This is a genomic window from bacterium, assembly GCA_035419245.1.
Classification (GTDB): domain Bacteria; phylum Zhuqueibacterota; class Zhuqueibacteria; order Residuimicrobiales; family Residuimicrobiaceae; genus JAKPUX01.
Window position 1 is genome coordinate 88,278 of sequence record DAOLSP010000003.1, and the last position, 19,993, is coordinate 108,270.

Sequence of the window (19,993 nt, forward strand, 5' to 3'; positions counted from 1 at the left end):
ATGTCGCCGCTATTTTCCATCATCATCGTCAACTGGAATACACGCCAGTTGACGGCAAAATGCATTACCTCCGTCTACGAAAAGAACAGCCTGACCTCTTTCGAGATCATCGTAGTGGATAATGCCTCGAGCGACGGCAGCATACCCTGGCTGCAGCAGCAGTTTCCTCAGGTGCGTTTCTTTTGCAACGCCACCAATACAGGATTCGCCCGGGCGAATAATCAGGCGATCGCTGCAGCACAAGGTGAGATGCTTCTCCTCCTAAACAGCGATGCCGTCCTGAAAACCCCAGAACCATTACTGCGGCTGAGCCGCTGCTTTAATGAATGCCCGGAAACAGCGGTCATAGGCGCCAAGCTGCTTTTCCCTGATGGACGGATTCAATCCGTAGGTCGTGATTTTCTGACTCTGAAAAAGTGTATCCAGCAGCAGTTGCTTTTCAGTGCCGCAACCTTAAGGCCGCGAAAGGATCCCGGCACCCGACCGCTGCAGGCCGATTATGTGGATGGCGCATTCCTGGCGGTCCGCAAGACGGTCATTGACCAGGTTGGAAAGCTCAATGAATCCTATTTCATGTATGCCGAAGACATGGAGTGGTGCGCCAGGATCCGCGCTGCAGGGTATACGATCGTCGTACTGCCGGAAATTGAGGTGGTGCACCATCACGCGGCCAGCTCGCGCCAGCATTTCGCCCGGATGCTGATTGAAAGCGCCAGCAACGTCAGTCGCTTTATTTACATACAGGAAGGGCCGCGGCACGCCAAAGCCGCGTTCATCGTCCATCTGCTCGGGATGGCCTTGCGCATCCCGATCTCGCTTTTCCGCAAGCCCGGCCTGACCGGTGCCTACTGGCAGGGCCTCCGCCGCGCGCTGGCTTGTCTCGGCGATCTCGACGCTATTTTTCAAGAAGCGCCATGAAGAAAATTGCCCTGAATGCCTTGATCCTGAATCCCCGGAGCGGGGGATTGGGTATCTATCTGCAGCAACTCATCCAGCATTTCCTTCAGGATGCGGCCGGTCTGGATCTGCGCATTTTTGTCAACAAGAAGGACGCTGCAGGGATGCTGCCTTCCCAAGACGAGCAGGGACGCCTCGTGAATTTGCCGATTCCTTCACAAAACGCCCCCATCCGGATTTTCAAAGAGACGATGATATGGCCGGGAATTTTGCGTCGTGAACACTTTGATCTCTTTCATTCCCCCATGTCCTATTTCCCCTTTGTTATCCCCGTTCCTGCGCTGCTGACCGTCCATGATTTGCGCAGCTTTCATATGCGGGAGAGTTATGGTATAGCAAGACGCCGGTTTCTCAACCAGCGGATCCGGGCTTCAGTCCGGCGGGCCCGTCATATCATTGCCATTTCCGGATTCACCAGGGATGATCTGCTGGAATTATTTGATATCTCAGCCGATCGGGTCTCGGTTATTCACGAGGGGATTGATGAGTCGCGCTTCCGGCGGCGTATTGGTGAAGAGCAGTGGCAGGTCATCCGCTCCCGTTACCAACTGCCAGCGCGTTATATTCTGTCGGTCGGCCACCTTGAGCCGCGTAAAAATTATATCAATCTGCTCAAGGCTTATGCCCTGCTCCGGGCTGGACAGGCCGGGGTGCCGCCTCTGGTGATCGTGGGCCAGGAGAACTGGCATTTCCAGCCGATATATAATCTCGTAGCGTCGCTGGGATTGACCGGCCGGGTTTTCTTCACCCATTTTGTCGCGGCCGGGGATCTGCCGGCAATCTATCAGCGATCGCTCTTTTTTATCACGGCATCCCTCTATGAAGGATTCGGTTTCACACCCCTGGAAGCGATGGCTGCCGATGTACCGGTGGCCTATGCTGCAGCGACCTCCTTGCCGGAGATCGCCGGTCCCGCCGGATTGGGATTCAACCCCCTTGATCCGGAAGAGATGGCCCGTGTCATGCAGGTGCTTGTGGATGACGAGGAACTCCGCAAGGCACTGGTGCTCAAGGGGCGCGAGAATCTCAAACGGTTCAGCTGGAGTCACTGCTGCCGCAGTACCCTGGATCTCTATCACCGGATTATTGCATGACCAAACGATTAAAAATTATCCGCCTCCAATCCCGCATCTGTATCGGCGGGCCTGCCATCCATATGGAAATGCTGGCGCGGTTCCTGCCTGTGGATAAATACGAGACCATTCTAGTGGGAGGTATGGTCGAGGAACATGAAAGGGACAAGTCGGGAGATTTCCGCGAAAAAAACATCCAGATCATCGTGCTCGACCGCATGAAACGCGAAGTCGGCATCTGGTCCGATCTTAAATCACTCCTCCAGTTCTACCGCATCCTGCGGCAGGAACGTCCGGATATCGTTTGTACCCACACGGCAAAAGCGGGCGCCATTGGACGGGTTGCCGCTTTTCTCGCCCGCGTCCCGGTTATTGTTCATACCTTTCATGGACATGTCTTCAATAACTATTTCGGCAAGATCAAGACCCGGATTTTTATTTTAATTGAACGAGCGCTGGCCATGATTTCAGACCAGGTGATCACCATCAGCCCGGAGCAATACCGCGACATCACCGCGACCTACCGGATCGCCTCTCCGGGAAAGGTGTCGATGATTCGGCTGGGACTCGATTTGGAACCTCTGCGGAATTTGCCACACTCCGATGTGCTCCGCAGATCTCTGGATCTTCCGGAGGGGTCCATTTTGATGGGCTTTATCGGCAGACTGGTCCCGATCAAGAATCTGGGCATGGCTTTGCACGTTCTGGAGCGGCTGCTTCTGGAAAACCAAGCTTACCATCTCTGTATCGCCGGGGACGGCCCGGAAAAGGCGCAGTGGCAACAGTACAGTGAGGAGAAGGGGCTCACCGAACATGTACACTTTCTGGGATGGGTGGAGCGCATCGCCTATATTCTCTCCGGCATTGACATTTTGATATTGACCTCCCGCAATGAAGGCACGCCTATTGCGGTCATCGAGGCAATGGCCAGCCGGGTCCCGGTCATCGCCACGGCTGTCGGCGGTGTGCCAGACCTCATTCAGAATGAGCGCACCGGTTTCACGGTGCCTTCCGATGATGTCGAAGCGATGGTCCGGTATATCACCCGGGTTACGCAAGCCCCGGAAAGCCTTGGCGATCTGAAGAAGGCTGCAGAGGAAGAGATCTATGCAAAATATGAATATCATCATCTGGTACGGGAGATCGATCAGCTCTATTCCCGGCTCTACTTCAATAAGACCCGGCATCTGCAGCAGAATGCTCTTCCACACTGATCGGCCACTGTCTTCGACGCCTTGCCTCACTCTCCCCGTTTGATATCCGCACCTTAGCCCACGAAATTGAAATTTGGCAAGGTTATTGCAATAGGCACAGAAATATCCGGCGGTTTTTCATTGTTCGTATTTGATGTTGTTATTTCTTCTGATGTTGCGTCAAAATGAGACACTTTGGCTGGCGTGAAACAGATCAGGATGGCGGAAAGTGGGCATTTCTTAACGAACGGCAGCACAGCAAGACAACCAAGCACAGGCCAAGACAATCATGCACCTTATGCTCTCATTTTTATTCAGCTTCTTAGTCGCTATTCTCATCACGCCAGGCGTCAGAACCCTGGCAAAGCGTCTCGATATTTACGCCTATCCCAACCATCGCACCGTCCACGAGGGTGCAGTACCTAAATGGGGCGGCGGCTCGATCATGCTCTCGTTCGTGATCAGCGCAGCCGTCCTGTATCTGGCTTCCCCGAAGCTCTTCGTCGGGGAGATGGGACTTGCCATCAGCCTCGTCGCCGGCTGTTTGGTTCTATTCCTTCTTGGATCTTTCGATGACAAATTCGACCTCAATTGCAATCTCAAACTGAGTGTTGAACTCGCCGTCGCTCTCGCTGTTGCCCTGGCAGGCTGGCGCTTCGAAGTGCTGATCCTTCCTGGATTTGCCGAAATCAAGCTGGGTTTTTTTTCCTACCCTTTTACCATGCTATGGATAGTCGGGGTCATCAATGCCGTCAATATGGTAGACGGACTGGACGGCCTGGCGAGCGGTATCGCCCTGGTGGTGGTTGCCGTCTCATCGGGTATCGCGGCTCTTTTCAATAATCCCGTGGTGATACTCTTCGCACCCCTGCTTGCGGGTGCCCTGCTTGGTTTCCTCCGCTACAACATCAATCCGGCCTCCATTTTCATGGGGGATTCCGGCAGCCTGCCTCTGGGTTTCCTGCTCGCTTTGCTGAGTTTGCGTGCTGCCACCATTTCGCCGGGACGAGTTGCTGTTCTGGTGCCGCTTCTGCTTCTTTGTCTGCCACTGACCGATACCACGCTCGCCATCATCCGCCGGGTTCGTCGCGGGATTCATCCCTTCCATGCCGATCGCGAACACATCCATCACCGGCTGGTCCGCCTCGGACTGAGCCAGCCCGGCGCTGCCCTGTCCATGGTGGGACTAAGCCTGATTTTTGGCATCCTGGCTTTTCTCCTTGCCCAGGGCATGCATACAGATTTCCGGTTTCTGGGGCAGCTGCTTCCCTAATCTCTTGCATTATTGGCCGGAAACTGTTATCTTGTGCCGGCATTTGACCGGCTGAACAGAGGATGGCCTCTTCACCCTATGCCTATGCGCCCGCATCGCTTCCGATATAATCCGATACAGCTGGCTGCCTTGCTGCTGGCCATTTCTTTTTTCGCCCGTCCGGGATCAGCCTCGGCCGCATCGGGGATATCCCTCGTGAGCAGCTCCGCCAACGAACGGATCTATGAGTGGCAAGCGCCCGCTTGGAACTGGCAGACGGTGGTCATTGATGGCCGGACTTGCCTGCGGCCTGATTCCTCGGCTGGCCTGCTCAGGTCGGTTCCCGGAGAACCCCTGCTGCCAATGGCTGTCCTTGCTCTCGATCTCCTGCCGGGCCAGACGGCTGAAATCAGCCTGGTGGACACCCTCTTCACCTTCAGAACCCTGACGCAGCCGCTCTGTCCCGCGCCTGCGCTCGATCCGGCAACCGGCGGCTGGATCTACGCATTCCCGCCACCGCAATTCCTTCCCGGTGATATACCCGCTATGCTTTGCGAAAACACGATCGGCCAGGCGCGCGATCGGCGGATTCTAAGAATTTCACTCTTTCCAGTGCAGTACAAGCCACACCAGCAGGCTCTGCGTCTGCTGCAGTATGCCCGCCTCCGGGTGAATATCCTGCAACCACAGCCGGTTTTATTGCGCCCCGCAGCTGCACCGGAATCGCTCCCCGCCTCATGCCTGAAAATCTTTCTGGTCGATGAGGGGCCGTATCAGATTACAGCATCAGCCCTCGAAGCGGCCGGGATCTCGCCCGGCAGCCTGAATCCGGAAAAATTACGGCTCTTCAATAAGGGGATAGAACAGCCGATCCAGATCGCTGGCGGTGAAGACGGCCGCTTCGATCCAACAGATCGTATCCTTTTCTATGGCCGGTTCCGCCATGGCGAGGAGGAATTCTTCGATGCTTATTCCGATACCAATGTGTATTGGCTGACCTGGGATGGTGCTGGCGGAGCGCGTTTTAATGAGACAACGGCAACCCTCTCGGGAAGCGCGCTGGAGGCGTTCCCCGATACGCTGCATTTTGAAAAGGATCTCTATTACTACGCAGGTGATTCGGATAACGACATCCACAACAGCGAACAAGTACCTGGAGAAGGCTGGGTCTGGGTGCTGCTCAACAAGGGCGGCTCCGCTGACCTGCCCTTCGAACTTTTCAATCCTGCGGGCAGCCAGGATTCCCTGCTGTTAAGAATGCGGGTGCGCGGCACGACGCTCGATGCGCACTCCCCGGATCATCATATCCAGCTTCTGATTAATGATGCCATGATTCATGAAACCTGGTTTGAGGACCGTACCGAACTGCATCTTGCCTTCCGCGTAGCGGCCACGCGCTTCCATTCTGGCGTTAATATCCTCAAGATCAGGCTCCTTGCGGATACACCCTCCGAGCGCTCGCAAATCTATGTGGATTGGTTCGAGATTGGGTATCAGCGCCTGCCCGTTGCGACAGGAGACCGGCTGCTTCTGAAACCACTCTCTGCCAAGGCGGTAACGGTCACCGCCACCGGATTCGTGGATTCTACACTGATCGCATGGGATCTCAGCCGGCAACGCCGTTATCACCTGATACAGCCCGGCCGGGCCTGGCAGGAACATCTGACTGTTCGTTCTGCCGGGATGGTGGATGGCAAACAGGCGAAGCTGCTCCGCGATGGGGTGGAGGTATCATCGGGCACCCGCGGTCATAATTTCTGGCGCATCGATCCCCAGACGGGCCTGTTGCTGGAGAAGAAAAATTTCGATACCTACGGTTCCCGGACACAAGCGGACAGTATGGCCGCCTGGGTTCAGCGCCTACCGGCCGGTGCCGTGGTTGCCGGAGCGATCAGCGACGATGGCAGTGTCAATATGACCGAGAGCGCTCATCTCGCCCTTGAGAGCCTCGGCAGCGCGCGAACGCGCAGTGTCGGCTACCGGGATTGCTGGGCGATCATCGGCCGCAAGGGAGCCCCCGTCGGATCCGTCTCGGAAGTCTGGCGCAAGAGCGGCAGCGGTCCGGCGGTGATCGATACGATCATGGCCTACAGAAGCGGCAGTGCCACTTTCAGTGCCCGCTTGGCCTTGCCTGCAGACGCTGGCAATGAAATCGCGTTTTTCACCGACACCGGCGTCCGCTCACCTTGCCGGATCGCCTGGCATCGCTCAGCCGATCTCATCGGCGGCGGTGAAGGTGCCGATTACCTCATCATCACCCACCCGGCATTCAAGGTGGCAGCAGAGCGGTTGGCGGCTTACAGAGCAGCACACAACAGCTGGCGCATACGGGTAGCGCTGGTGGATCAGATTTTTGATGAATTCAATCATGGGCTGGCGGATCCCCAGGCTATTCGGACGTTTTTACGTCATGCGCGGGAGAACTGGAGAAAACCCGCGCCAGGTTATGTGCTGCTGCTGGGTGATGCCAGCTGGGATCCCAAAAACCTCTATGGCCTGGCGCACCCCACGGAATATGTACCTACGTATGGCAATCCGGTCAGTGACAGCTGGCTGGCCTGCCTGGACGGGAAGGGAGATATTCTGCCTGATCTGCGTGTCGGGCGCATCCCGGCCCAGACAACCGAGGAGGCCGAGGCTTGCATTTCCAAGATTATCGCCTATGAAGCCGCTCCCTCCGCCCAGTGGAAGAAAAACTTTCTCTTCATCAGCGGTGGTTTTGACTTTCTCGAGCAAAACCAGTTCAGCCTGCAATCGGATGCCTTGATCAAGACATTCATCCTGCCAGCCCCGACCTGCGGCTTGGCAACCAGTCTCCATAAAACCACCAGCAGCACGCAGGAGGGCGAGCACCGCCAGGATATCCTCGACACCATCGACGCCGGCGTGGTATGGGTTAATTTTATCGGCCATGCCGGCAGCAAAACCTGGGATTTGATGTTTCATAATACCGATATCGAGGCGCTGAGCAACGGGCCGCAATATCCCTTCATCACCTCGATGACCTGCCATACCGGCCGGTTTGCCGAACCGAACCAGGTGGCTTTCGGCGAACACTTTTTAATGGTCGAGAATAAGGGCGCCATCGGTTTTATGGGCACTTCCGGCTGGGGCTACTCCTACGAAGATTACACTTTTCTTTCCAGGCTCTTTCCGGCTGCCCTTACGGATACCTTGCGCGCTCTCGCGGAGATCATCGACAAGGCCAAGGTAAAACTATGGGAGGAAGGCGCCGACAACTCCCAGATCACCAATATGATCTATCAGTACAATTTGCTGGGTGATCCTGCGCTCCGGCTCGGCCTCCCCGTTGCTCCTGATCTGGCCGTCGAACCAGGGGACATCGAGGTGCTGCCCGAAATCCCGAACGAAGCTGACTCCACAGCGCAGATTACCGTGCGTATTAACAACTGGGGCCTGGCTACGCGCGACAGTATCGGGGTGCGATTAACGGTACGCCAATCCAACGGAGGTGAACAGGTTCTGCTGCCCTTGGCCAAACGGCCGGCGATCGGCAGGATCGATTCCATCACGTGCAACTGGCCGCTGCGCAATATGGCTGGCGCGGTGGAACTCATCGCACAAGTGGATCCTATGGCGGCAATTGCTGAAAGCGACGAAGGGAACAACCTGGCGAAGCGCTCGATCACCGTGACCTCGAGACGCTTGCAGGTGAATTCACCGCCACCTTTTGCGCTCATTCCCCGGGATCGTCTCGTATTCAAGGTATGGGAGATGGACCGGAATGCCGCACCCCGATCCGTCGAGTTCGCCGTCGATACCTCCCAAGCTTTCCATAGCCCTATGCTTCAGACTTCCGGCCGTCTGACTATGAATCAGATGGCTGTATCATGGAGCCCTCAACCCCTGACTCCGCAGCTTGTGTACCATTGGCGCTGCCGGGATCTGGCCGATACCGAGAGCGAGCATCCCATCCTTGGAGAATTTTATCTCGACCCCGCCAGCCAATGGGGCTGGCGGCAAGTGCGTGCCTTTTCGGGTTCCACCAGCCAGCACCTTGATCTGATCCCGGAAGCTGTTCTGGATACCTTGCAATACCTTCTGCTGGCCGCATCGGGAGGCGCCAATGATGGCAATTTTGCGGGCATCTATCTGAATGGTGAAAACATCGTGGCTGCCCCCGGACGCGGATACAGTGTTGTCGTGCTGGATCCTGCGACCATCACCGTCCGCGACATCAGAAAATTCGACCTGTATGGCAATGCTGCAGCAGTTGCAGAGATGGCCGTTTTTCTTTCATCGGTCCCAACTGGTATGTATGTGCTTACTGCTGTGAAAGACGAGGGGTCTTTTAGCAGCCCGGCCTTGATCGCCGCCTTTGAATCTCTTGGCAGCCTGGCGTGCCGCAATGTCCACTTCCGTGATTCCTGGGCGATGATCGGCGTCAAGGGGGCGGAGCCCGGTTCGGCCCGCGAACTGCTGCGTCCCTCGGGCGGCGGCGAGGCTGCGGTCAGCGATACCCTCTCCTGCCTTGCCCCTTCCGGCACCCTGACCTCGCCGCGCATCGGTCCGGCCGCCGCCTGGCGCTCCGTCCGGGCCGAGGCGGAGGTGCCGCAGACCGGCGACCTCACCCTGAGCCTGCTCGGGCAGCGTCGTAACAGCAGCGTCTGGGATACCTTGCGCACTGGCCTGGCCGCCAACCACGACCATGATATCACGGCGATCAGCGCCCACGCCTTTCCCTACCTCCAGCTCTCCGCCCGTTTCTCCAGCCGCGACCAGCAGCACTCGCCGCGCCTCAGCGCCTGGCAGGTGCTCCACGACCCGGTCCCCGACCTGGCGGTCAGCCCGGCCTTTTTGAGCCTCTCGGCTGATTCGGTGCTCAGCGGCCGGCCGGTGGTCATCAAATTCAGCGTCTTCAATATCGGCCTCGCCACCACCGACAGCGTCAGCCTCACCTTCACCGAAACCGCCCCGGGCAGCGGCGAAAAACTCTTCTCCCACGTGATGCTGCCCAAACCCCTAGCCGCCGACCAGAACGTCACCGTCGATCAGCTCTATACACCCAGCGGCAAACCGGGCAGCCGCCTGCTGACCATCCGCGTCGATGGCGACAATGCCATCAACGAACTATCCGAATCTAACAATACCTTGACCGCGCGCGTCCAGGTGGTCGCCGATACGCTCAAACCCGAGATCGCGGTCACCTTCGACGGTCGGACCATCGCCGCCGGGGACTGGATCAGCGCGCGCCCGGTCATCCTGGCGCGGCTGATCGACGACAGCCCGCTCACTCCCGGCGACACCCTGCGGGTCAACCTCCTCCTCGACGGCGAGCGCGTCTCTTTCAGCGACAGACGGATCCTGCAGCTGCTGACGTCGCCCGATACCACGGCGGCCGCCCTGCTGAAATTCACGCCGCAGCTGAGCGAGGGCGAGCACCACCTCGAGATCCTCTTCGCCGACGGCAGCGGCAATCTCGCCTCCGCCTCCGCCGAGTTCGGAGTCGCCTCCTCCATCCAGCTGCAGCGGGTGATGAACTATCCCAATCCCCTGCGCGAGAGCACTGACTTCACCTTCGAGCTGACCCGGGCCGCCGAGGTGCGCATCCGCATCTACACGGTCAACGGCCGCCTCATCCGCATCCTCGAGGGCGGCAGCCTCGGCGCCGGCTTCAACCGGCTCTTCTGGGACGGCCGTGACGACGACGGCGACCCCCTCGCCAACGGCGTCTATCTATACCGCATCGATGCCGTCAGCGACAAGGACCGCACCCAGGTCATCGAGAAGTGCATCGTCATGCGCTGAGCCCCTGCAGGTTTCTCTTTTACAATTAATCAATTTTTCGTAAATTTAATGATAATTCCGCCGGCCGGCGCAGGCGCGTGTCCCGCTCCGCCTGACCGAAGCCGGCACTGGTGCTACGATTCATGAGGTGGATTTGCGTACGCTCACTTTCGCCGCCGCCTTTGGCGGCGCGCTGACGCTGGCCCTGCTCTTCGTCCCGCTCGCCATGGCCTTGGCCGTGCGTTGGGACATCCAGGATCATCCCTCCGGCCGCAAGGACCATGCCCGCGTCACCCCCTTGCTGGGCGGATTAGGCATCTATGCCGCCTTCATCACCGCGCTGGCGCTCGGCCTCGGCTTGCTCTGGTGGAGCGGTCATTCGGATTATGCGGCGACCCATTTCCCGCTCCTCGTCCGTCAACTACCGCGGCTCGAGGCGGTACTGAATAAACTGGTGCTGATCCTGACCGGGGCGACTTTGTTGGTGGGGATCGGCCTGGTCGATGACATCCGTGGGATCACCTTTCCGCCTGCGATCAAATTTGCCGCGCAGATCGCCGCTGCCGTCATCGCCGTCGCCGGCGGGGCGCACAGCAGCTTTCTCCCTTTCCCCTGGTTGAATGCGCTCTTTTCGGTGGTCTGGATCGCCGCCATCAGCAATGTCTTCAACTTTCTCGACAACATGGACGGCCTCTCAGCCGGCATCGCCCTGATCTGCGGGGCGCTCTTTTTCTGGCTCACCGCCCAGCAGGGGCAATACTTCTCCGCATTGCTCTTCGCGGTTCTCTGCGGCGCCTGCCTGGGCTTCTTGCGCTACAACCTTCATCCGGCGCGGGTCTTCATGGGCGATGCCGGCAGCCTTTTCATCGGCTACCTCTTCGGGACGCTCAGCCTGACCAGTTCCTATGTGGTCGCCGACAGCGCCTCGCTGATCCCGGCGATCATCCCGCTCCTCGTCCTCGGGGTGCCCATCTTCGATGCGGTCACGGTCATTCTCATCCGCATTCGTGAGCATCGTCCGGTATATGTAGGGGATCAATGCCATATCTCCCACCGGCTGCTCAAGCTCGGCTTGACCCGTAATCAGGCGGTGGTCCTGGTGCATCTGATCACCGTCGCCATCGGCATGAGCGCCCTGCTGCTGCCCTATATCAGCGTGCAGCTCAGCGTTTTGGTGCTGCTGCAAACCATCCTCGTCTATGTCATCCTGATCCTGTTGATCCGGGCGGGACGAAAAACGTAAGAAGAACAAGGAGTAATCATGAAAGCATTGATCACCGGCGGCGCCGGCTTCATCGGATCCCATCTCGCTGAACAACTGCTGGCGCGCGGTGACGAGGTTTGCGTCATCGATGACCTCTCCACCGGCAAACTGGAAAATGTGGAGCACTTGCGCCAACATCCCCGCTTCCATCTCGCGGTGGAGACGATCCTCAACGAGACGGTGATGGACCGACTCGTGAGTGAATGCGATGTCATCTTTCATCTCGCCGCGGCTGTGGGTGTCGAACTGATCGTCAAGAGCCCGGTGGAGACCATCGAGCGCAATGTGTTGGGCACCCATGTGGTGCTGCGCCTCGCTGCGCGCTACCTGCGCAAGGTGTTGATCACTTCCACCTCCGAGATCTATGGCAAGAGCGAGAGCATTCCCTTCAGTGAAGAAGACGACCGGGTGCTGGGCGCGACCACCAAGAGCCGCTGGAGCTACTCCTGCTCCAAGGCGATCGACGAGTTTCTGGCCCTCGCCTATCACAAGGAGAAGGGGGTGCCGACGGTGATCATGCGGCTTTTCAATACCGTCGGGCCGCGCCAGACCGGCCGCTATGGCATGGTCATCCCGCGCCTGGTGCGCCAGGCCCTGGCGGGCGAGCCGCTGACGGTCTATGGCGACGGCGAGCAAGTGCGCTGTTTCACCTATGTCTCGGATGTCGTCTGGGCGGCTATGCACCTGATGGACGAGCCGCGCGCGGTCGGCGAGGTTTTTAACGTCGGCAACGACAAAGGGATCAGCATCGTCGAACTGGCCCGCAAGATCGTTGCCATGACCGGTTCGAAATCGGAGATCAGCTTTGTGCCGTACTCCAAGGCCTATGAAGAGGGATTTGAGGACATGCGCATCCGCGTGCCCAGCCTGACCAAGATCAAATCCGTCATCGGTTATGAGCCCCGGGTGCAGTTGGACGAGACTTTGCGCCACGTAATTGACCATTTTTTGGCCAATAAAAGCCAGGAATAACGAATTAGGGCGCTGTGCGGGCGGAGGAAGCGTTTCCGGCTTTTTCCCACCGCGCCGGGTGGGTCCTCTTCTGGACAGATGTGGATAACTTGCGCCAAAATGTCCATGAATTAGACAAAACCCAAACTGTAATAATTTTAGACCCTTCGCTGCTGCTGGTTACCCGCGCCTGCAGCCCGGGCGCTGCGCCGGAGGCGGCTCCCCGTGATCACCCGGCCTTAGATTCAAAGATAATATAAATAATAGAATATGATTCAGCAATCCTCCGGCGCGGGGGAGGGGGCCGCAGCAAGCTAAGTCGCAAGTAAAATAATTTCAGCGCCCCGGGGTCGTGAATTTCAGGGCCTTGGCGGGCTGGTTATACACAACTGGGGTGTGAAAAGAATGTGGATAACTTGTGAGTAAGCGGCGGCCGGGCTGCATACCCCTGAGGCCGCTCCCCTATCCCCACCGCGCCTCGCGGCGGTGCCGCAAATAACCGTTGCTTTTCTGCGGTAATTTTTGTAAATATTCGCATCAGGCCAGGCCACGGCCGTACTGCTGCGGCACCCTTTCATCCAGGAGTATATGATCGCTCAGGATCTAATATATCTGCTCATTCTGCTAGGTGGCCTGATACTGCTCCTCGCCGCTTCCGAGTTGCTGCGTCGCAGATTCCACGGTAGCGAGGAGTTTTCGCGCAAATTCATTCATATACTCACCGGAATTTTAGTGGCCCTTTCCCCGTTCTTTCTTAACCACCGCGGACCCATTGTCGCTGTCGCCCTCGTCTTCGCCGTGATCAACTGGATCTCGGTGCAGAAGGGCTGGCTCAAGGGAATGCATGATCTACACCGCCGCACCTACGGAACCGTCTATTATCCCCTCTCCTTCGTCGTCCTGGCGCTGCTGCTCTGGCATAGCCACACCCTCATCCTGATCACCGCCATGCTGCTCCTCTCCATCAGTGATGCCGCCGCTGCCCTGGTGGGGGAGAACCTCTCCCATCCGCATCTCTACCATGTGGGTCCCGACAGGAAGTCGTTGGAGGGTTCGGCGGCGATGTTCTTCACCAGTCTGGCGATCACCGCCGCGGCGCTCGCATTAGGCGGCCGCCCCGCCGGCGAAGTGGCCTGGTTCAGTCTCCTGGCCGCAGCCATCGCCACCGTTTGCGAGGCCCTCTCCTACCAGGGCTCGGATAACCTGACGGTGCCCCTCGGATCCGCACTGGTGTTGCATTACCTGCTGACCCACAGCCAAGCCGACGCCGCCGTCTTTACCCTCGGCGTCTTCATGGCCGCGGTCGTGGCCCTGCTTTCGTACCGGTTCCGGTTCCTCTCGACCAGCGGTGCGACGGCGACCTTTCTGCTCGGCACGGTTGTCTTCGGCATCGGCCGCTGGCCCTTCACCGTGCCGATCCTGACCTTTTTCATCCTCTCCAGCCTGCTCTCCAAATTGGGGGGCGAGCGCAAGAAGCGCCTGTCGGGGATGATCGAAAAGGGCGGGGCGCGTGATGCCTGGCAGGTGATTGCCAACGGTGGATTGGGTGGCCTGCTGCTGGTCTGCGGCTACATCTGGCCCCATCCCGTATGGTTTCTCCTCTTTGCCGCCTCTCTGGCCGCGGCCACCGCGGATACCTGGGGCACCGAGATCGGCACCCTTTCGCAGCGCGATCCGCGTTCGATCGTCAGCTTCAAGCCGGTTCCGGCCGGGACCTCGGGCGGCATCTCGGTGATCGGCACGTTGGGTTCGGCGATGGGTAGCCTGGTGCTGGCAGGTGTGAGCTGGCTGGCCGCGCCGCACCATTCGCCGTCGCTCCTCGGCGGCCGTGAGTTTCTGCTCCTCTTCGGCGCCGGGCTCGCTGCCAGCCTCTTCGATAGCCTGCTCGGCGCGACGCTGCAGGCGCGTTTCCGCTGCCCGGTCTGTCACAAGGAGACTGAAAAACGGCACCACTGCGGCGGCCAGGCAACCGATTTCACCGGCGGCTTGCGCTGGATGAATAACGACCGGGTTAATATGGCCGCTGCGGTTTTTGCAATTCTTGTTGTATACGCTTTATATTGAGGTAAACAGTCAGGTCTCACGGAGGCGCCAAGCCATAAAGAGAGAAGAGGGGGGACAGCCTGATCTCTGTTCCTCTATGCTCCCGTGAGAAATTCGTTTTTGACCAATAGAGAATACACCCTTCAGGAGGATTCATGACCACCATTATCGATGTCTTTGCACGTGAAATACTCGACTCCCGAGGCAACCCCACCATCGAAGTGGATGTGGCCCTCGAGGGCGGCGCCTTGGGACGCGCTGCGGTTCCCTCCGGCGCATCCACCGGCGAACATGAAGCGGTCGAACTGCGTGACGGCGATGCCGCCCGCTATAATGGCAAGGGCGTGCTCCAGGCGGTGAAGAACGTCAACGATATCATCGCCGACGAGGTGATCGGCGAAGACGCCACCGAGCAGACCCTCATCGACAAGATCCTCATCGAGCTGGACGGCACCCCCAACAAGGCCAAACTGGGCGCCAACGCCACGCTGGCGGTCTCCCTGGCCACGGCCAAGGCCGCGGCCGAGGCCTTCGGCTTGCCCCTCTATCAATATATCGGCGGCAGCAATGCCAAGATCTTACCGGTGCCAATGATGAACATTCTCAACGGCGGCATGCACGCCGACAACAACGTCGACCTGCAGGAGTTCATGATCATGCCGGCCGGCGCCCCGACCTTTAGTGAGGCCTTGCGCATGGGCGTCGAGACCTTTCACAGCCTCAAGTCGGTGCTGAAGAAAAAGGGCTACAATACCGCAGTCGGCGACGAGGGCGGCTTCGCCCCCGATCTCAAGTCCAACGAAGAAGCCCTGCAAGTGATCATGGAGGCGATCGAAAAGGCGGGTTACAAGGCGGGTAAGGAGATCTTTATCGCGCTCGATCCGGCCGCCAGCTCCTTCTATCTTACCGACAAGAAGGTCTACAACCTCGCCTCCGAAAAGAAGAAACTGAGCTCCGAAGATATGGTCGACTATTATATCGATCTGGTGAATAAGTACCCCATCGTTTCGATCGAAGACGGTATGGCTGAAGACGATTGGGATGGTTTCAAGCTGATGACCAAAAAGCTTGGCGCCAAGATCCAGATCATGGGTGACGATCTATTCGTCACCAACACCAAGCGCCTGCAGCGTGGCATTGAACTCGGCATCTGCAACTCGATCCTGATCAAGCTCAATCAGATCGGCACCCTGACCGAGACCCTGGACGCCATCGAGATGGCTAAAACCGCCAGCTACACTGCGGTGGTGTCGCACCGCTCGGGCGAGACCGAGGATGCGACCATCGCCGATGTCGTGGTGGCCACCAACGCCGGCCAGATCAAGACCGGTTCCGCTTGCCGTACCGACCGCATCTGCAAGTACAACCAGCTCCTGCGCATCGAGGAAAACCTCGGCGAAGTGGGCCACTATGCCGGTCTCGGCGTTATCAAACGCAAGTAAGCACGGAAGCCATGTCCTGCCGGCGTCGCAGCCGGCAGGGGCGTATGACCGAGGGGTTGAGGATGAATGCACGAAGAGGTTTGCTGTACAGGCTGCGGCGTCGGCTGGGAGCGATCCAGCTGACGCGGGGCCGGTTTTATCTGATCGGTTTTGTGATCTTTTTCCTGGCCTATATTGCCGGTTCCTCCGGATTTCTGGCCCAGATGCGCCTGTGGCAGGAGGGCCGCCAGCTGCAAAAGGCGATCGAGCTGGAGCAGAAGAAAAAGAGCTGGATGAAAAAAGAGGCCGACAGCCTGACCAATGACCGGAATCGCATCAAGCGCGAAGCGCAGAAAGAGCACAGCCTCGGCGAACCGGATGAAATCATCGTTCACGTGCAGTAATGCCGCTTCTGGAGTCGCCTACCCCTTGTTGATCTTGAAATGCCATCGTGTCGCCGCGCCGATGGCATTTTTTGTTTTGGTCTGGCTGCTGCTGCCGATGGGCCTGAAGAGTCAGCCGCTTTCCGGCAGCACGCCGAGCTCCGGAACCGAGTGGCCCGCCACCCTGCGCTACCGCCAGGAGTTGAACAACTATCTCTGGCAGCTCGATGCGGGCCGGACCTTCGCTCTGACGCCCCGTCTCCAGGGGCAGTTCAGCGAGCAGTTCCGCACCTCGATGCTGCGGTTAAGCAGTAACGAGGACAAATGGAAGGATGAGCATGCTTTCTTCACCCGGTTCGGGTACCAGCTCTGGCCCTCCCTGCAGCTGAACACCCTGCTGCGCTCTTTGTCATTTTACGACCGCCAGACCGGACTTTACAACGATGTCCGCAGTCATGCCGCCGGCCTGGGCCTGCGTTTCACGCCCTCGCGGCGGGTGCGGTTGGCTGCAGCAGCTGGACCGAAGTGGGATTCCCGGATGCGATTTCACGACCGCGGCTTCTTTTTCAGTGGTGAGGAGGAGCTTTCAGGACTGGAGTGGGGCGGTTATGCCCACCATCTGCAGGGGATGCTCGAGACCGATCGCTATGCGGTGCGCAAGAACCACGAGTCGAGCCTGGCCTACGCGGTCGCGCGGGTCTTCACCCCGGGCAGTAGCGACTCGCTGCGCCTCTTTACAACCAGCCGGCGGCGCGATAACTATACCTCCCTGCTCGGCGATGTCGAGAGTTTGCGTGAGGCGAACAAGGGCTTCGAAAACCTCCTCAACTACGGCATGGGACCCTGGGCGCAGCTCTTCCTGCGCACCTCCTGGCAATTCCGCAATGTCGAGCTGCTCAGCTTCGGCACCGAGGCGGCGAAGCGGCAGCGCAAGCGCAACGATCAGCTCGGCGACCACACGCTGGAGGTGGTGATGGCGCGGCGGCGCCTGCACGGACGGCTCGCCCTGAACTACAATACCCTGCAGCAGCGCTATGATCTGGTTACCGGCGCGGTTCAGTCGCCCTTTTCACAGTATACGGCTTTTGTCACGCCGGACAACAACAGCAACCGGCTGCAACTGCTGGCGGAATTCAATTCGCCGGTCGGGCGGCGTGACAGTCTGGCGTTCTATGCCTCGATCAGCCGCTTTCAGTATGATACGCCCGACACCAACAATTTTGATGACCGGGACGAGCTGCGCATCAATTCCCAGGTCACCTTCGGGCGGAAGTTCAGTCCGGCGCTGCACTTCGAGGTTCAGGCCAGCGCCAGTCTCTATCATATGGTCTATATTTTCGGCGAGCGCAGCGCCGACAACAACTGGAACCGGATCTTGCGGTTGCGGCCGGTTCTGGGTTATACCCCCTCGTCGCGGCTGCAGTGGCATAACGCCTTTGAGGTGCTGGCCAATTATGTCGACTATGATTTCGACAACCTGGCGGTCCAGACCAAAAGTTTTGTCTTTCGCAAGTTCGCCTGGGACGATTCGCTCTCCTGGGCGCCGAGCCGGCGCTCGACCTTCAAACTGGATTACCGTTTGCAGCTCGAGGAGAACGGACAGCTCTACTGGGCGGACTGGAAGGAGCGTGTGCTCACGACGCGCGCCAGCCACTGGCTGCAGCTGCGAGTGCTCTTTGCCGCGGCTCCCGCGCTGTCGCTGGGACCCGGATATGGCTTTTACAGCCGCAGGGAGTGGCGCCATGATATCGACGCGCTCGGCAATGCGCTGGTGACGCCCTCGCAGAAGTTCAGCAGCCACGGACCGGCTCTGAGCATTTATTACACCCCGTCGCACCGCGCCCGGTTTGTTCTGGACGGTCAGCGGCGCCGGGTCTACCCTTGGCAGCAGCGCCGTTACACCATCAACACCCTGGATTTGCGCCTGGACTGGTTCTTCTGACCATAACCGGCCCGGCGGTCGGTGTGAGAAGGGAGCGACCTGAAGCAGGGAAGGAACGGAAGTGAGCGAAAAGAGCAACCAACTGTATGAGATGATCATACCGAGTCTGCCGGACCAGATCCAGCGCGTCGAGCAAAAGTGCGAGGAATTGGCCGGTCTGGCGGGCTTTGGCGAGGATGAACGGGACACCTTTGCCATTGCAGTCACCGAGATGGTCGCCAACGCGATCTATCATGGCAACAAGAGCAATCCCAAGAAGACAGTGCACATCCGTTTCTATCTCTCGCCAGGCCGGCTTTCCGTGCATATCACCGATCAAGGGCATGGCTTTGACCCCGCTGCGGTCCCTGATCCCCTGCTGCCCGAGAATCTCCTCAAGGACAATGGCCGCGGCATCTTCATCGTCCGCTCGATGATGGACAGCGTCGAATACCGCTTCGATCCCGGTGGTACCACGGTCATCCTCACCAAAACCCGCCAGCATCATGTCCGCGATTAACCTGCTGCTCATCGCGGGGGCGCTATGGCTACCGTCTGGGCCCGCGCCGGCTGCCGATTCTTCCCTCATCGAAACCATTCTTTTCGTCGGCAACGATCACACTCGCGAGGAGATCCTGACCCGCGAGATGCAACAGCGCGCTGGCGATCCCTTCGATCCGCGCATCGCCGAAGCCGACCGCCAGCGCATCGAAAACCTCCGCCTCTTCACCCGCGTCGAATTGCAGGTCCTCCGTAGCGCCAACGGGGTCATCGTCCTTTATCTTCTCAGCGAACGCTGGTACCTCTTTCCCTATCCGCTGCTTTTCATTCACGACCGCGACTGGAGCAAGCTCTCTTACGGCGCCGGCTTGCGGCACGAGAATTTCCGCGGGCGCAACATTTACCTGCTCGGCAATTTCTGGCTGGGTTACAATCCCAGCGTCAATCTCTCCTATACCAATCCCTGGATCCATGGCCGTCACCGTCTCGCCTTCACGGCCCAAGCATCCTGGAGCCGGACGGAGAATCTCAGCCCTCGCTACAACGGCTTCATCGAGCGTCACGCTGGCCTGCAAGGCGGTTTGAGCAAGCGCTTCGGTTACTATACCCGGGTGAGTGCCGGGATGGGCTATATGGAGGTTCGGCTGCCGCCGGAGCTCAAGCTCACCCGCGCTGCTGACGGCGTCGACCGCATCACCCACTTTTCAGCCGGCTTCAACCTGGATAACCGCGACTATTCCGCCTATCCAAAGCGGGGCTGGTATCTGGATGCCGGCTTCAGCCTCAAGCTGCTGGCCGGCACCTCCGATTATGGTTTCGTTGGCTGCGATGTGCGGCGTTATCAGCCCCTGCCCGGGGGTGGGCTCCTGGCTGGTCGCGTGCGCGCTGACGTTAGTCGCGGCCGGATTCCGGTTCACAATCTGCTCTACCTCGGCTACTCCGAGCGCATCCGCGGCCATTTCATGGAGGTGCTCGAAGGGCGGGGACGGCTTCTGGCCAGTGCGGAACTGCGCTGGCCGATCCTCCGGCAGCGCTTTTTCCATCTGGTCCCCGAGGATCGGCTCGGATACCTGCGCAATCTGCCCTTTGCGCTGCATGGGGCGCTCTTCTATGATGCCGGGATCATGGCCGGCCGGAGCTGGGAGCGGGCGGAGCAGCGTCGGCGCGGTGGTTTTGGCGTCGGTTTGGCGGTGCAGCTGCCCTACGTGGAGCTGATGCGGTTCGAACGCGCCTGGGATCTTGGTGGCCGTGGTGAATATATCATTGATATGAAGGTGTGGTTTTAA

Annotated in this window: 13 protein-coding genes; all 13 read left to right on the plus strand. The window is 58.9% G+C overall.

Going from position 1 to position 19,993, the window contains the following annotated elements; translation table 11 throughout:
• On the plus strand, nt 1-918 hold the full coding sequence (locus PLH32_06290; protein ID HQJ64205.1) for a glycosyltransferase family 2 protein: 918 nt from the start codon (nt 1-3) through the stop codon (nt 916-918).
• Nucleotides 915-2,051, plus strand: coding sequence for a glycosyltransferase family 1 protein (locus PLH32_06295; GenBank protein ID HQJ64206.1), 1,137 nt, complete (start codon nt 915-917; stop codon nt 2,049-2,051). The genes PLH32_06290 and PLH32_06295 overlap by 4 nt, the downstream gene beginning before the upstream one ends.
• Complete coding sequence (locus PLH32_06300; protein HQJ64207.1) at nt 2,048-3,244, plus strand: glycosyltransferase; 1,197 nt, start codon at nt 2,048-2,050, stop codon at nt 3,242-3,244. The genes PLH32_06295 and PLH32_06300 overlap by 4 nt, the downstream gene beginning before the upstream one ends.
• A gap of 277 nt (nt 3,245-3,521) precedes the next feature.
• Nucleotides 3,522-4,496, plus strand: coding sequence for an MraY family glycosyltransferase (locus PLH32_06305; protein ID HQJ64208.1), 975 nt, complete (start codon nt 3,522-3,524; stop codon nt 4,494-4,496).
• Between the two features lie 195 nt (nt 4,497-4,691).
• Entirely contained in the window at nt 4,692-10,244 is a 5,553-nt protein-coding gene (locus tag PLH32_06310) for a C25 family cysteine peptidase (protein HQJ64209.1), read from the plus strand.
• Nucleotides 10,245-10,377: 133 nt separating this feature from the next.
• A complete protein-coding gene (locus tag PLH32_06315) occupies nt 10,378-11,466 on the plus strand; it encodes an MraY family glycosyltransferase (GenBank protein ID HQJ64210.1) in 1,089 nt (362 codons plus the stop codon).
• An 18-nt stretch (nt 11,467-11,484) separates the two neighbouring features.
• A complete protein-coding gene (locus PLH32_06320) occupies nt 11,485-12,459 on the plus strand; it encodes a GDP-mannose 4,6-dehydratase (GenBank protein HQJ64211.1) in 975 nt (324 codons plus the stop codon).
• Nucleotides 12,460-13,026: 567 nt separating this feature from the next.
• Nucleotides 13,027-14,502: a DUF92 domain-containing protein gene (locus PLH32_06325; protein HQJ64212.1), complete on the plus strand. Its 1,476-nt coding sequence runs from the start codon at nt 13,027-13,029 to the stop codon at nt 14,500-14,502.
• A gap of 134 nt (nt 14,503-14,636) precedes the next feature.
• Nucleotides 14,637-15,923, plus strand: a complete 1,287-nt coding sequence (eno, locus tag PLH32_06330; protein ID HQJ64213.1) for a phosphopyruvate hydratase — start codon at nt 14,637-14,639, stop codon at nt 15,921-15,923.
• Nucleotides 15,924-15,985: 62 nt separating this feature from the next.
• Complete coding sequence (locus tag PLH32_06335) at nt 15,986-16,306, plus strand: septum formation initiator family protein (GenBank protein HQJ64214.1); 321 nt, start codon at nt 15,986-15,988, stop codon at nt 16,304-16,306.
• Nucleotides 16,281-18,227, plus strand: a complete 1,947-nt coding sequence (locus PLH32_06340) for a hypothetical protein (GenBank protein HQJ64215.1) — start codon at nt 16,281-16,283, stop codon at nt 18,225-18,227. Before PLH32_06335 ends, PLH32_06340 begins: the two co-directional genes overlap by 26 nt.
• 61 nt (nt 18,228-18,288) lie before the next feature.
• On the plus strand, nt 18,289-18,726 hold the full coding sequence (locus PLH32_06345) for an ATP-binding protein (protein HQJ64216.1): 438 nt from the start codon (nt 18,289-18,291) through the stop codon (nt 18,724-18,726).
• Complete coding sequence (locus PLH32_06350; protein HQJ64217.1) at nt 18,713-19,993, plus strand: BamA/TamA family outer membrane protein; 1,281 nt, start codon at nt 18,713-18,715, stop codon at nt 19,991-19,993. Before PLH32_06345 ends, PLH32_06350 begins: the two co-directional genes overlap by 14 nt.

What these genes read in the sequence shown, in the direction of transcription:
- PLH32_06290 (HQJ64205.1), top strand. Translation starts at nt 1, where the DNA reads ATGTCGCCGCTATTTTCCATCATCATCGTCAACTGGAATACACGCCAG.
- PLH32_06295 (HQJ64206.1), top strand. Translation starts at nt 915, where the DNA reads ATGAAGAAAATTGCCCTGAATGCCTTGATCCTGAATCCCCGGAGCGGG.
- PLH32_06300 (HQJ64207.1), top strand. Translation starts at nt 2,048, where the DNA reads ATGACCAAACGATTAAAAATTATCCGCCTCCAATCCCGCATCTGTATC.
- PLH32_06305 (HQJ64208.1), top strand. Translation starts at nt 3,522, where the DNA reads ATGCTCTCATTTTTATTCAGCTTCTTAGTCGCTATTCTCATCACGCCA.
- PLH32_06320 (HQJ64211.1), top strand. Translation starts at nt 11,485, where the DNA reads ATGAAAGCATTGATCACCGGCGGCGCCGGCTTCATCGGATCCCATCTC.
- PLH32_06325 (HQJ64212.1), top strand. Translation starts at nt 13,027, where the DNA reads ATGATCGCTCAGGATCTAATATATCTGCTCATTCTGCTAGGTGGCCTG.
- eno (HQJ64213.1), top strand. Translation starts at nt 14,637, where the DNA reads ATGACCACCATTATCGATGTCTTTGCACGTGAAATACTCGACTCCCGA.
- PLH32_06335 (HQJ64214.1), top strand. Translation starts at nt 15,986, where the DNA reads ATGAATGCACGAAGAGGTTTGCTGTACAGGCTGCGGCGTCGGCTGGGA.
- PLH32_06340 (HQJ64215.1), top strand. Translation starts at nt 16,281, where the DNA reads ATGAAATCATCGTTCACGTGCAGTAATGCCGCTTCTGGAGTCGCCTAC.
- PLH32_06350 (HQJ64217.1), top strand. Translation starts at nt 18,713, where the DNA reads ATGTCCGCGATTAACCTGCTGCTCATCGCGGGGGCGCTATGGCTACCG.